Here is a 14,190-nt window from a genome sequence, read left to right as displayed (position 1 = left end):
CAAATGAATTAATGTTGTTTAGCCCAATTCCAGAGAAGCCAATGCATTAATCTCTGGATGATAATGAACAGGCGGATCCCCGCGATACATCCTGCACGTATAAAAAAGTGGTTTAAATCCTAAGGAATTGACAAGAGCTATTGCATCATGAGCATATTCAGGAATATCTAATGTTACTTTCGTATTCTCATGTATTTCATTCAGCGCCACTGACATCAGAATTCTCATGTCCTGTTTATTTCCAGCATAAAAAGGTCCGATACGATACCCCTCATCGGAAGGTCGCAAACCAATTAAACCCTCGATGCCGTTTTGTCCGGTAATAATAAAACCTTTTCTACCGTCGCCAAAAAACCAAGTCGAGAGTAAATTCAGGCGTGAATAGCCCATAAAACGAGAGTCATACTCTACCACCGCCAAAATATTTTCTTGATTCACTGTTTCAATATTCTGGAAATTGATCATTTGTTTACTGGCTGTTCCCAAAACTCTCAACGTCTGATAATGCGTTACAAAACCCCATTTTTGATAATTTTTCTCCTGGGCCGGCATACCATCCAACCCAATACAACGCCCTTCAGCATGTTCAATCGCCACACGCCATGTATTAAGCCCCAGCCCTTTGCCACGAAAAGCAGAGTTAACAATATAATGACCGAGATGCGAGTAATTTTGAGCGTAATTCACCACAGACACCGATGACACAGGTTGTCCATTCAAATAGCCGATATAGAAGCCGTCTGCATCAACATTAAAAAATCTTTGGACATCTTCCCTCCCCAAATCCCAACACTCCCGGCGGGCCATATCGATGGCAGGCAACCATATTTCAGGTGTAGCAATCTTTACCTGAAAATTATTTTCAGATAGTTCACTTATCGTATTCATATTTTCTCGCGGTCAGATTAAAACGTAATACTCACAAACCCATCGATTTACTAATAAACTCTTTAAGAATTTCGCTGGTACCACCATAAATAGTTTGTACACGACTATTTGCCCAGGATTTTCCAATAAAGGAGTCACTCATATATCCTGCACCACCATGAAGTTGCAGGCAACGATCCGCTACTTTTATTTGCAATTCAGTGGTCCACAATTTAATTCTGGCAGCATCAATAATATTGAGACTTTTTTGATTAAATTTAGTTATGGCATCATTCAAATAAAGTCTGGCGATCTTCACTTCCGTATCTAATTCAGCTAAATCAAACCTATTATATTGAAATGATCCCACTGGTTGCCCAAAGGCTTTACGGCTTTTTGCCCACTCCAATGTTTTTTCCAGCAAATACTCTGCTGTAGAAACAGCCACAGTAGCAATACTTAACCTTTCACGTGGCATACCGCCCATAAAATATAAATTCCCCATATTTTCACGGCCAATGAGGTTTTCACAAGGTACGTGGCAATCGGAAAAATAGAGATCAGCGGTATCACTAGCATGCCAGCCAATTTTTTTCAGTAACGGACCACGTTCAAAACCAGCTGTACCGCGCTCAATAATAATCAAACTGATACCCTGCCCCCGTTGGGCTTCAGAAGTCTTAACCGCTGTTAAAATAAGATCGGCATTGATACCGTTGGTGATATAACGTTTATGGCCATTGACAACATAATGCTGCCCTTGTTTTACCGCTATAGTTTCAAGATCTGCCGAGTCAGATCCTCCATTAGGTTCCGTGACCGCAATCGCTGCAATAAGCTCACCACTACACAGCTTTGGTAACCAACGATCACGCTGATCATCTGTTCCATGGCTATCTATATAGCTGGCAATCACATCATTATGAGAGATAATTACCGGAGCCGTCATCTCGGCACGGATTAATTCCTCTGTCAGTACAGAAGCATAATGAAAGTCAGGTTGCTGTGCGCCACCAAATTTTCTAGCAACTCCCAACCCCAATAAACCTGCTTTACCTGCATGACGCCAAAAGTCCCGGCTAATCAGCCCGTTTTTTTCCCATTCTGTCAGATAGGGTTTTGCTTCACGTTGCAAAAAATCACGGCAGGATTGCCGGAACAGCGCTAAATCATTATTTTCCATTTTTTCCTCTGGCAGACTCCACCATTAATGACACTTGTATTCATCACGGGTTTGGAGAAAAAGGGCCTTCATCTCGTCAAAATGGCTATAGACAGCAAAATGGCCCCCCACAATAGATATTAATCGAGTAGTTGAAGTAGTATGGTTTTGCCACTCCAGTTGCATTTCGTCGCTGACGTGCTCGTCGTTATCCGCCGAAACCATGATCAAAGGGTGTTTTACCTTTCTGTCAGAAAATGCCAGGAACTGACGTCGCAGGATATAATCTGTCCGAAGCTGAGTAACAAGCCGACGTGCAAAAGAAGGTTCATTAAGAATAGCCTCTGGCGTTCCGTTATCTGCTCGCATTTTGGAAATGATCTGCTCATCCGTCCACAAATGCCGGTCATCATTCGGTTGCACACTTGGCGCTATGGAGCCTGAAATCACAGAAAACAGAGGCCGCATATCATATTTATCCGCCAGAGTAGCGCTGACGATAAAACTCAATACTCCGCCAAAGCTATGGCCAAACGTTGCCCATTCAGTGACTCCACTTTTCTGCCTATGAGCAAAATCCGCGCAAATTTCCTCACAGATCCGCTCCGACAGTTGATGAAGATCATCAATAACCTTTTCCCTGCTTAAAGAATCGCGTCCAGGTATTTCAATCGGTTTGAACAGAAGCTCACCATCTTCCTTCAGACGATCTTCCCAACCTCGATAAACGCTAGCACTGGCCCCTGCATGTGGAAAAGCATAAATAATTCGTTTAGGCATTGTTGTCATCACACATTTCTCTCTAGTAAAAAGGAAGCTATGCGCTCCGCCACCATCACGGTGGTCAGGTTAGTGGGTAAAGAAGGGATCACCGGGAAAAGTGAGGCATCCGCCACGGTGATATGGCTTAACCCATGAAGGTTTCCCTTTTCGTCTGCGGCTGTATCCGGGTCATTTTCACTTCCCATGCGAATAGTGCCAGATGCGTGCCAACCGGGGCTAACCAGATTTTTGACAGCGTTATACATAACATCATCGTTGTTTATCATCGCATTTGACCAGAACTGGATACCATCCAGATAGCTGACTACCTCAGGATGATTTATCAGTTGCCACATCTTCCGTACACCACCGACCAAACGAGCAATGTCTTCAGGATCTTTTGATAAAGGAAGGTCAATCAAGGGTAGCTGTTGACTGCTCTTGGATTGAATAAATACCCGTCCTTTTGCGTTTGGACGCATTAGCATTACCGAAGCACCGACCAAACGTGGGTAGTCAGTACGATTCTGAAAGCCTGGAACCGTCCGGCTGGCGACGTTGTTCATCAACCCCAGCTGCACATCAATCTGTGCATCATAGCCACTACTGAGACGCGCAGCGGTTTGACGCCACGGCGTTTCTGTAATGCTGTTTTCTATTCTCGGTAATGCCCATAACACAACAGAGGCATGATCAGACAAGCTCTTACCAACAGCAGGAAGATCAGCAACTACTGGGATATCCAGCTTATGCAACAATCTTCCATCTCCGACGCCAGAACGTTGCAATATAGCAGCTGATCCCACAGCCCCAGCACAGAGCACGACCTGTTCAGCCTGATAAGTTGTCTGTTCCCCATTTTCAATCACTTCGACACCTGTCGCCCTGCTGGCGGAAAACAGCACTCTTTCAACCATCACATTGGTGAGAATATGTAAGTTTTTCCGCTCCCGGGCAGTGGAAAGGTAGGCTCGATAAAGATCAAACCGTTCCGCACCCTGCACCACATTGGCTGGAACAGCGCCAACCGCAGGCCCCTCTCCTTCATTCAGATCATCCACAAAAGGAATGCCGTGATCTTGGCACGCCACAGAAAAAGCCTTTTCTAAAGGCAGAATTTCAGCATCACCCGGCCTACGCAATCTCAACGGACCATTGTGACCATGCAATGAAGGGTTCTGTCGATCACAATCATTTTCAAGAAATTTGTACCACGGCAAAACATCCTGCCACGACCATTTCTCACAGCCCATTTTTACCCAACATTCGAAGTCACTGGGAAAAGCTCTTAATGCAACGGCGCCATTAATGGCCGACGATCCCCCCATCACTTTCCCTAAGCTGTAACCGAATTGTTTACGTCTATCTCTCCCTACGGGAGAGATATCATCAGCCTGAACAAATCGTGAGAATCTGTCTGCACCATGAACATTTGCTTCGTACTGCCAATTATATCCTGCCAGAACCAACCGCGAAGCATCCAACAATGGGCTGTCAGGCCAGCCCACATCGGAATCCTGTCCAGCTTCAATCAGCATGACCGAATATTTACCGTTCTCTGAAAGACGCGATGCCATAACGCAACCGGATGTTCCACCCCCTACGACGATAAAATCAAACTGAATAGGCGTATGGGCTGCAGTAGAATGATTACTCATACATGCTGCTCCTAACCATTATCCGACACAGTGGCAAGAATCTTTGAAAAATCACGAACAGAAGCATTCATAAATAAACTTTCAATCATGTCCTGCTCGCTTGTCGGGCTGACATTAAAGGATTCACGCACAGCACTGAGAATACCAACTGCATGTAATGAATCTCCACCGATATCAAAAAAGCCGTCATTGACATCAAAATCGTTATGTTTCAATTGCTTATGCCAGACATCGAATAAACGGGATTCAATATCATTGGACGGTAAACTTTTACTTTTTTCGGCTACCGCTTCACCCCAAGGATTTGGTAAAGCTTTACGATCAATTTTTCCGTTGGTGGTCAGTGGCATGCTATCCAGTAATACAAACCAGGTAGGTACCATGTAGGAAGGAAGATTGTCTTGAGCAATCCCCCGCAATTCATTCTCTAATAACCCGTTATCGCTATCGTTACTTCCTTTTGCTGCAACGATATACGCAGCCAACTGCTTCTGGCCAGTTTTCGGATGGATTGCCGCATTGATTACCACATGGTTAGCCTGTTGATGTGATAGCAAACAGGCTTCAATTTCTCCCAGTTCAATACGATATCCGTTAATTTTTATCTGGCTATCTTCCCTCCCAAGAATTTCAATTAATCCCTGATCAATATAGCGTCCTAAATCACCCGTTTTATACAACCGTTCACCAGTGACAGGATGGATAATAAAACGCTCGCGGGTTTTTTCCTCGTCGCAGAGATAGCCTTGTGCAACACCCTCTCCGGCAATAAAAAGTTCACCAGTTACCCATTTAGGGCAAGGTTCAAGCCAGTTATTGAGTACGTGGAATCTCTGGTTAGCGAGCGGTTTGCCATAGGGAATACTTTTCCAATTCGCATCAACCTCCTGGATGGGATAAAAAATTGACCAAATCGAACCTTCGGTTGCCCCACCAAGACTCACCACCTCAATACCGTCTATTGCTGCTTTGATCTGGTCCGGCAAATTAACGGGTATCCAGTCGCCACTCATCAAAACCAAACGCAAGGCGCTGGTGGAGAGTTGAGGCCCAGCATGTTCAATCAGTGCCTTGACCGGCGCCGGCACACTGTTCCAGAGCGTTATTTGGTGTTTAATTATTTGTCTGGCCCAGGCTTTAGGATCGTTAACTTCCTCTTCTGAAGGAAACAGTATCTTGCCACCTGTACCCAATACGCCAAAATAGTCATAAACGGAAAGATCAAAACCTGCTGGCGCAATGGAAAAAACCCCGTCATCTTCGCTTACACCAAAACGACGATTAATATCCAAAACTGTATTAGACGCATTACGGTGGGTAATCATCACTCCCTTCGGTTCACCTGTGGAGCCAGAGGTAAAGATTACATAAGCCAGATCATCCAACGTTTGAAACGCGACCGGTTCAGGAAATCTCACAGGGGCGCGGCTATCAATATCCACATTGATTCTCACCAGCCAATCTGACTCATCAGCACAAGCATGAGTAACCATCGCCTTGGCTGAACAGCGTTCTATCAATCGCGATTTACGCTGCCTCGGCAACGTCGGATCGATAGAAACGTAAGCAGCTCCGGCGATTAATACCCCCAGAATCGCAGCAATCATTTCCGGTCCCTGCGGAAGTGAGACAGCGATAATGTCGCCGGGTTTAATCGACACAGACGCTCTCAGTCGATCAGCCACGTTATTAGCGCTAGTGACTAGCTCACCATAGCTAACCTGACGTTCCCCCTGGATAATTGCCGTTTTGTGCGGGAATTGACGTGCACTATTCAGGATAAGATTTTGCAATAACTCTGGTGGAGCATCATTCGCAGTAGCGTTCGCTACTTGCCTTTCCCATAAATCATGTGGTGACAGAACAACCATCGAGCCTTTTTGGTCCCAGATTTCCGGGTTATCAGCACACTGCTCCAAAAGCGTTACAGAAGCATCAAACATCATTTCCAGCATGCCTTGTGGGAACAAGCCATCAACATAATTCCAGTTCATGACTAAGTTGCCGTTGACATTCAATAGCTGATTCTCAAGCCAAACCCCTGGCGTCTGTGTACTACTGTAAATCACCGGTGCAGTACCCTCCCAGGTATAATCGGTGACAATATCTCGCAGCTCGACATCAAGCGTATTACTAAACACAATCGGCATGGAAAGTGCGCGTCCATTGCTACCACGACGATTCAGTTCTCTCAGCACCTGGATACCGTTAAACGAAGAGTGCCATCGATTCATGAACAGCTCTGTTTGCAGCATAGTCAGCCGATTGATAAAAGAATCCGATTTGTTGTCGTCAACACAGAGCAAACTTGACTGCAGAAAATTCCCAACACACGATTGAACAAGGGAAAAATGTGGGCGTCGGATATGTTGAGTTAATGTCAAAGTAAAAGTCTGATGACGTGACCACTGCCGTAACGTTTCTACATAAGCCCCTAGAAACAGCGTTTCCATAGTAATGCCTTGCGCTGTAGCGATCTGGCGGAGTTTACTCAACAATTCAAAAGTGATTTTATGAGAAATCGTTTTGAATATCGGTTTCTTAATGAACTCCGGTGACTGCTGAAGCGGTAATTCTGGCGCAGCAGGCATATTATCTAATTTTCTAATCCAATAGTCTTTATCTCTAATGCCCTGTTCGCTATGCATGAGTTTTTTTTCCGCATAGATATAATCAGCAAAACCAAACTCAGGTAATTCATTTAATGCTTTGGCATTTTTATAAAACCCCCACCAATCTTTCATCAATATTTTTACGCTATGCAGATCAAGAAACATCAATTCAAAACACAGATGCAAACGAACCACATTATTATTTAATAATGTAGCTCTAATATCGAACGGAGGAGACGTTTCTAAAGAACGAAGATGAGTTTCCATTTCATTTCGCGTCTGTTTAATAAAATCTTGCTGTGCCTTCTCATTCATTGAAGCACAGTCAGTTATGGCGATCTCATAACGTTTAGGGGTAAGCGACACCCTTTGTCTGCCACTGTCAGTCAGCTCAGCGCTAAGCATAGGATGAAAAGCAATTGTCTGATTCAATGCTTCATCGAGCTTTTGCAGATCAGGGTTAAATATTTCAGTTTCAAAATAGTAGTGGGTTGCAATCCCCCCCAAAGTCATACCGGCATTACGACCAATCAGATAAGCATATTGGATGTCAGTAAGTGAAAATGGCTCAGATACTTCTCTTTTATCCTCTATATTAAAAGGCAGTAAATCATCAACAGGTAATTTCCCATTGAGAAGATCATGTATTTTTATAGCATATTGACTAGTCGCATTTTCAGTATGCTCAGTAATATAACTCTCTTCTATCACTAAATTATTTAAACCAATTTTATCTGCAGATTTCTGCACTATATACATAATGGACCCCTGTGAAAATATTAAGTAATCACTAAAAATTCAATAATGTGAAAAATAGCCACACATTGAGCAGAACAAAAAACCAGAACCGTAATTTTTAAAGGAAGATTTGTATTAAAGATACTTTAAGTTAAGTAAAACAATCACCAAGTTAACTCCATGGCTAATTAATATATACCTGTTATCTTTCAAGTTGCCTCTTTGTTGGCTGCTCTCACTCACCCCGGTCACATCGTTATCTATGCTCCCGGGGATTCGCTCCCTTGCCGTCGCGATCCATCCTGAAATCTATTGGGTATAGAAAGTCAGCAATCTCATGCAATAATAATAACCTCTCGTTTAAAGCATGAATATAAGGTTTTTCATCAAAATTAATTAAATAATACAACCATATATCCCTATCGCTAATGAAGATATAACCAGCAGAATGATTCACAATAACTAATTAAATTCTATTATCAATATGATTCCCAATATATAGCTTGATCTACGTAGTACTTATTGTAATGAAAACCCACAAAAAATAATGTAAATCATTCCACTTAGTTATTCATCTTGACAAAGTAAAAACAACGGGAATATCATTCAATTATTCAATTGAATGACATAGGAAGCGGAAATGAGTGAAGGTATCGTGATAAAGAGCAAAAAATTGACCGAACTTGAAAAAATCGACGTTCAATCGACAATCAACGACCAAATATCAACCAACAGCTCCCGAGTATTTACTATCCTTGCCGTAATACAAGCAACATTGATTTTTACGATCGTGATGATCGGCGTGCCCATGCCCGCTATTGGTCTTGAGTTCAAGTTATTTCAAGCTGAATTGGTATTGGTTAGCGCCGCCTATGGTCTTCCCTTCAGTGGCCTATTGTTGTTTGGAGGACGACTGACTGACCGTTATAGCGGCAGAAAAATGTTCACCCTTGGTCTGCTAATATTTGGCCTTGCGTCTCTGGCCGGTATGTTTGCCCCAACTTACTGGGCATTAGTTACTATCCGTTTTATCCAAGGTATTGGCGCTGCTCTCACCGCTCCAGCGTTGATGGCGCTATTACGCCAACTTTACCACGCCCCCAATCAGTTCAACCAAGCAATGGCAACCTGGGGGGGAGTATCCGTTCTGGGCGGTGCCATCGGGTTTCTATCTTCCGGTGTGATCACCACATGGCTATCCTGGCGCTGGATGTTTATCGTTCCAGTTTTAGTTGCTTTCATCGGCCTAATACTGGTTCGTAAAATGATGAAGCCTACATCACTCAACAGTACCGATTCACCAGATCTGGATTTATTGGGCGCGTTACTGGCAACCAGCGGTATTTCAATATTCAGCTTCGGCCTTATTATGAGTGGAGAATATTCCTGGCTAACACCGCAGGTATCGGTACCAGTAATCGTCGGTGTTCTATTGATTATTTCCTTCTTGATTGCTGAAAAACGGGCAACTTCTCCTCTGTTACCCTTAAACTTTATCCGCGACCCTATGCGTATTACCGGCCTGGTAGGTATTCTGATGGCTGCGGCTGGAATGGGATTGATCACATTTTTACTTTCTCTGTATCTACAACAATTCCGCGGCTGGTCATCATTCGCCACTTCTATGGCTTTTATTCCCTACACTCTCGGTCTTCTAATCATAAATCGCGCCGCAGGACCTCTGGTAATGCGCTATGGTGCATTTCATATCACAATAGCTGGCTTACTGATTGGTGCCGCCGGGCTATTTTTACTGGCAATGATCGATGACAAAACCACCTATACGATGGGCTTGCTTCCTGGACTGTTTATACTGCCTGCTGGCGCATCCTTGGTGTTTTCCGGCAGCGCCGTACTTTCTACGGCTAATGTTCCCTTAAGACAGGCAGGGCTTGCAGGCGGTGTGATGAATACCTCAATGGAGTTAGGACCAACAGTGGGACTGGCAACATTAATGGCCGTTGCAGCTAGCAGAGTCGATGTTATCAATGGATATGCCTGGGCATTTGGTACCGCCGGTGGGGCTTATTTACTAGCCGCTCTTGGCGCACTGTTTTACCTAAGAAAATGAAACAATAAAACTAACCTTTCCAATCACTGAATCCTGTACACCAGGATTCAGTGCCATGACAGGCGGGTAAACGTGAAAAGCTACCTACCTGTCATTCTGTACCTCGAACCCAGCTGCTTTCCAGGCTGGAAATCCCTCTTCCAAACGACGCGCAAGAAACCCCTTTGATCGCAGCATCTTCATTGCATTAAGGGAAAGTACACAATATGGTCCGCGGCAATAAGCCACAATTTCTTGCTCTTTAGGCAGTTCTGACAAACGCCCCTCAAGTTCTTCAGCTGGAATATTGATAGCCCCAGGAAGATGCCCAGAAACGAACTCTTCCGTAGGACGAACATCCAGTAAGGTAACATCCCCCAGATTAAGTCTTTGAAACAATTCTTCACGTGAAATCGACTCCAAATGCTCTTGTCGGTTAAACGTATCGGCGATAAATGCTGCTATCTCACTATTCCTATATTCAACATACTGATGGAGCGCCACCAGTAGATTTTGTACCGGACCGTTACTCAAACGATAGTAAACGTTCTTACCTTCCCGACGTGACTGCACAAAACCTGCTCGCTTAAGATGCTGAAGATGTTGTGACGAATTAGCTATTGTCAGTCCAGTTAGCTCTGCCAGCCGTTCTACCGGCCTTTCTCCCTGAGCAATATGTTCCAATAGCATCAGACGGTGCGTATTTCCCAGAATTCGGGCTACCTCCGCCAACTCGTCAAAGAGCTGTCGTTGAGCATTATCATTGAATATTGACATACTGTTTTCATTGCTCCATCATTCAATATAATAGTTGAACATGATCATATCAAAGGTTGCTCGAGCTACCCAGCGTGTGGTCATTTTTTTCTGCTATTTTTCAACCTAGTTTATTACAAAGCATGTTCTATATTTCTTTCAATTACCTGGAAGTGTCAAATGGATATACTACTGCACGCAGTGATAATAGGAATCGGTGCTACCTTGATTATGGATCTTTGGGCAATAGTACAAAAACGCCTATTCAATATTCCCTCCCTTAATTATCAACTGGTTGGACGCTGGCTTGGACACATGCCGGGCGGCAAATTTGTTCACCATACCATTATTCAAGCAACCCCAATCAGAGGTGAAAAAGTCCTCGGCTGGACAGCGCACTATATTATTGGCGTATTTTTTTCCCTACTATTTATTATCATAATAGGTCAATCCTGGCTGGAAAATCCGACCCTTTTACCTGCCCTGGCCATGGGGATCATTAGCACAATCGCCCCATTTTTTCTGATGCAGCCTGGATTTGGGTTTGGATTTGCTGCGGCTAAAACACCACAGCCTAATGTAGCCCGTCTGCGCAGTTTGGTCGCACACACTAGTTTTGGGGTAGGGATTTACCTTAGTTCATTGATTATTAATGAATTTTTCACATAAGTAAACTTATCGATTAAACCAGATCAACATAGGAGCGAGCTCACTATCATATTGGTGCTAGAAAAGTCTTCTTATACTGGGCAGTCCCCAGAAGTGAACGTGTCCAGTGTTCACAAATAAACCTGCTTAAAGACCTCGGTGCTGAATCCACCGAGGTGTTCGTGCCAACAAATTTCTTGTAAGAAAATGCTCCTGGCCCTATCGGACATAGGGCCAGGATTTATAGCAGATTTCGCTAATATTATTAAATTATCTTTCCCAGTAAGACTCTTCCAGGCTATCTTCTTTTTCCGGCAAACCACGACTTAATCGTGGAGAATGCTGACTCAATACCTGATAACTGACCCTGTTTGAATATTTACAAACTTGAGCAAGAGATGAATATGTCAAGTAAGTACGAACATGCTTACTGGAATTCGGCACATTCGTTCTGTGATAATTGTTAGCCGTTATATCATGCAATAAAGCAGATAGAGCACCATCACCTGCACCATTGGTATTCATAATTTTTTCTGGTCCCCCCATATAAGGTTCAATATGAGAATAAACCTTCATAGGAGACTGACAATCAGATTTACGCATAGCACGGCTAAATTCATAACGGTTAAATTCAGCAATCGCACCCGGTAACAATGGATGAGTTGTCTGACGCTTATAATCTTCTTCGGTATAACCTGCCATATATAATCCAGCTGGGCCAGCAGTACACAAAACTAAATCTACCCAATTTAATGCCATATCTGAAGCCAGTAACGGATCACTGAAACCAGTAAGCTCATAAGCTTCATCTTCATTCATTGCCAGAACAGAAATATTCTCAGCCAGAAAATCACGCCACCATTGTGGATCATCAGCAATCACATACTTTGTCCCCAAAGTCAAAACGACAGGAACACTATGTTTTTTCGCATATTCAATAGCTTTCATTGTTGCCTCAGGCATCGGCTCTCCTGGTCTGCAACGAACCAAATAAGCGGTCAATACCAAAGCTGAAGCTTCAGCAATAATCTGTTCAGGAATACTCTCAGGCTTAAGTTGATTCATTTGTCCGGGACTGATGGCAAAAGTCCGTTCACCATTTTCTGTTACCAAAGTAAAACAACGGCCAATTGCTCCATCTACACCTTGCAAATAATTTAGATCAGTACGGCTAGAGGTATTACATAAATAGCGATAAGCATAGCTGCCAATCTGAATATTGTTACACATAGCTCCCAGTAAAACGGAGCGATCATCAGCAAGAACTGAGTAATTATGGAGGGTATTACCGATAGTTCCACCAGCAAATTCATGGCTAATAAGATTATTATCAGTAAGTTCTTTATACAAGGTTTCAGCTACATCATCTTCAATAACCAATGAGTGCCCCTGGCTAAGGTTATAACGCCGGATAAAATCTTCGTCTACTTTCGCTTCAATATCCACTAATGTCTGATCGATACCAACGATATAAGCCCGATTATTCTCACTATCCATCATGTCTTTAATTGGCTGGAGTAAGGGATCACGCAGGCTGACAGGAAAATAGTGTTTTGATTTACGTTTACCAGGGAATTTCATATTTGATTGATGCTATGAGGGACATAAAGATGCAGCATATTAGCATAATAAAAACAGACAAGCAGCAAGTGTCACAATGACACTTGCTGCCAGAGAACATTTAAGCCACTTGTTGACGACTGCGCACCATGTGACGAATCATAACGAAAATTACAGACAGGATCAGTCCGATAAAGGCACTACCTACTAAGATAAGTAAGCGCTTAGGCGAATCCTTCGCTGTTGGTTCATAAGGAGCCTGCATATATCTGAACGGTTGGAAATCAACTTTATCTATTTTAAGTGATTTAAGTTCATGTATATAGAACATACGGTTACGTAAATCAGCATCAACTGAGGCTGGATCTTTAATTTCTTCCGTAATTTTTAACTTCCTCTGCAATGCATCAGAACCTAAAGCAATAGAATAATCTGGATCGTCTTTGATCATTGCACCTTCACTAGAAATAGGTTTTTTAATTCCCGCTGAATTAGCAATGGACAATGCATGTTTCAGTCGCTCAATATTAGCTCTCTGTATATTACTCACGCGGTTTAAATCAAGCTGATATAAACCATCAGAGTAAGCAAGCTTCTGTTTAACCATATCACCCAATTCGTTTTTCACTTGGTCACGGACAATAGACGATGCATAGTTAATGTAACCATTTAGCAGGTTATATGCATCTTCAGCAGTCTCTGCACTGAAAGCCAGTTTAACCTCACCATCGTCATTATCTTTTTCCACTTTTGAAGCAGATGAAATATTATCATTTACAATTTTTTCAATAAGTTTTCTTTTTGCAAGTGGTGAATGATCATCTGATTTAGCTACCAGATTTTTAAAATATTCCGTATTAATCAGATATTCTTCCCGTAAAACCCGTGAATTAAAATTATTCAAAAAATTATGATACAACGATGATGAAGTTACCGATGGTTGTAAATTTAAAACCTCTAACGTAGTCAGGATATTTTTAAGTGGCTGTATTTCTTCAAGTTGAGGTTGAATAACTGAAGCTGAACTAGTCCATTTTTGTGGCATCAATGATGTCGCTACAAAACCAATAACAGCAAAAACGATAGTAACAGCAATAATCAATAACTTTGATTGAAATAAAACAGAAAATAACTCAAACAAATCGATTTCATCGTCTTGTTTTGAATTGTAATAATTAAAGTATTCTTCATTGAAGTTAGTGCTTTTAACCGGTTTATTAATCATTATTTATATCCAAATTCAAATATGGCTGTGTTACTCATTGCTCTACAAAACATCATCCCACTGCACCTTTATGGTTAATTTCATTTATCCTAAAGCAAGCAGTTCAGATAGATGGGCATTTACGTAAGAATATACCACTAAAGAATCAATTC

General features: G+C 42.6%; 10 protein-coding genes. 2 read left to right on the top strand and 8 right to left on the bottom strand.

What is annotated here, in order from left to right:
• Nucleotides 1-18 precede the first annotated feature (18 nt).
• The 5 genes from BO26_RS02850 to BO26_RS02830 are packed head-to-tail and all read right to left on the bottom strand — an operon-like array spanning nucleotide 19 to nucleotide 7,820.
• Nucleotides 19-888 (bottom strand): GNAT family N-acetyltransferase, encoded by an 870-nt coding sequence (locus BO26_RS02850; RefSeq protein WP_036768594.1) that lies wholly within the window; start codon nucleotides 886-888, stop codon nucleotides 19-21.
• A 31-nt stretch (nucleotides 889-919) separates the two neighbouring features.
• Complete coding sequence (locus tag BO26_RS02845; RefSeq protein ID WP_036768592.1) at nucleotides 920-2,050, bottom strand: acyl-CoA dehydrogenase family protein; 1,131 nt, start codon at nucleotides 2,048-2,050, stop codon at nucleotides 920-922.
• A 24-nt stretch (nucleotides 2,051-2,074) separates the two neighbouring features.
• The gene (locus BO26_RS02840) at nucleotides 2,075-2,818 is read right to left on the bottom strand and encodes a thioesterase II family protein (protein WP_036768590.1); all 744 of its coding nucleotides are present in this window, start codon (nucleotides 2,816-2,818) and stop codon (nucleotides 2,075-2,077) included.
• Nucleotides 2,818-4,449, bottom strand: coding sequence for a GMC family oxidoreductase (locus BO26_RS02835; RefSeq protein WP_036768589.1), 1,632 nt, complete (start codon nucleotides 4,447-4,449; stop codon nucleotides 2,818-2,820). Before BO26_RS02835 ends, BO26_RS02840 begins: the two co-directional genes overlap by 1 nt.
• An 11-nt stretch (nucleotides 4,450-4,460) precedes the next feature.
• Nucleotides 4,461-7,820 carry a non-ribosomal peptide synthetase gene (locus BO26_RS02830; protein ID WP_036768587.1) on the bottom strand — a complete coding sequence of 1,120 codons (3,360 nt, stop codon included), beginning with the start codon at nucleotides 7,818-7,820 and terminating at the stop codon, nucleotides 4,461-4,463.
• A 619-nt stretch (nucleotides 7,821-8,439) separates the two neighbouring features.
• On the opposite strand from BO26_RS02830, the gene BO26_RS02825 reads away from it, so the two are divergent.
• A complete protein-coding gene (locus BO26_RS02825) occupies nucleotides 8,440-9,870 on the top strand; it encodes an MFS transporter (RefSeq protein WP_072023204.1) in 1,431 nt (476 codons plus the stop codon).
• 84 nt (nucleotides 9,871-9,954) lie between these two features.
• Here BO26_RS02825 and BO26_RS02820 read toward each other — a convergent pair whose 3' ends face one another.
• Nucleotides 9,955-10,626, bottom strand: a complete 672-nt coding sequence (locus BO26_RS02820; protein WP_036768585.1) for an ArsR/SmtB family transcription factor — start codon at nucleotides 10,624-10,626, stop codon at nucleotides 9,955-9,957.
• 159 nt (nucleotides 10,627-10,785) lie between these two features.
• Here BO26_RS02820 and BO26_RS02815 point away from each other — a divergent pair, with 159 nt between their 5' ends.
• Nucleotides 10,786-11,274, top strand: a complete 489-nt coding sequence (locus BO26_RS02815; RefSeq protein WP_036768584.1) for a DUF2938 domain-containing protein — start codon at nucleotides 10,786-10,788, stop codon at nucleotides 11,272-11,274.
• Nucleotides 11,275-11,523: 249 nt separating this feature from the next.
• On the opposite strand, the gene BO26_RS02810 is transcribed toward BO26_RS02815, so the two are convergent.
• Together BO26_RS02810 and wzz(fepE) are read right to left on the bottom strand one after the other, a co-directional pair.
• Nucleotides 11,524-12,834, bottom strand: coding sequence for an inosine/guanosine kinase (locus BO26_RS02810; RefSeq protein ID WP_036768582.1), 1,311 nt, complete (start codon nucleotides 12,832-12,834; stop codon nucleotides 11,524-11,526).
• Between the two features lie 100 nt (nucleotides 12,835-12,934).
• On the bottom strand, nucleotides 12,935-14,038 hold the full coding sequence (gene wzz(fepE) / locus BO26_RS02805; RefSeq protein WP_036768581.1) for an LPS O-antigen length regulator Wzz(fepE): 1,104 nt from the start codon (nucleotides 14,036-14,038) through the stop codon (nucleotides 12,935-12,937).
• Nucleotides 14,039-14,190: the final 152 nt, after the last annotated feature.

The organism is Photorhabdus australis DSM 17609 (assembly GCF_000711895.1).
GTDB lineage: Bacteria > Pseudomonadota > Gammaproteobacteria > Enterobacterales > Enterobacteriaceae > Photorhabdus > Photorhabdus australis.
The sequence above is the reverse complement of the archived record's forward strand: the minus strand, read 5'-3'. Positions and strand labels throughout refer to the sequence as shown.

Bases quoted from the DNA above. Each gene is read 5' to 3' on its own strand.
- BO26_RS02850 (WP_036768594.1), bottom strand. From the start codon at position 888: ATGAATACGATAAGTGAACTATCTGAAAATAATTTTCAGGTAAAGATT.
- BO26_RS02845 (WP_036768592.1), bottom strand. From the start codon at position 2,050: ATGGAAAATAATGATTTAGCGCTGTTCCGGCAATCCTGCCGTGATTTT.
- BO26_RS02840 (WP_036768590.1), bottom strand. From the start codon at position 2,818: ATGACAACAATGCCTAAACGAATTATTTATGCTTTTCCACATGCAGGG.
- BO26_RS02835 (WP_036768589.1), bottom strand. From the start codon at position 4,449: ATGAGTAATCATTCTACTGCAGCCCATACGCCTATTCAGTTTGATTTT.
- BO26_RS02830 (WP_036768587.1), bottom strand. From the start codon at position 7,820: ATGTATATAGTGCAGAAATCTGCAGATAAAATTGGTTTAAATAATTTA.
- BO26_RS02825 (WP_072023204.1), top strand. From the start codon at position 8,440: ATGAGTGAAGGTATCGTGATAAAGAGCAAAAAATTGACCGAACTTGAA.
- BO26_RS02820 (WP_036768585.1), bottom strand. From the start codon at position 10,626: ATGTCAATATTCAATGATAATGCTCAACGACAGCTCTTTGACGAGTTG.
- BO26_RS02815 (WP_036768584.1), top strand. From the start codon at position 10,786: ATGGATATACTACTGCACGCAGTGATAATAGGAATCGGTGCTACCTTG.
- BO26_RS02810 (WP_036768582.1), bottom strand. From the start codon at position 12,834: ATGAAATTCCCTGGTAAACGTAAATCAAAACACTATTTTCCTGTCAGC.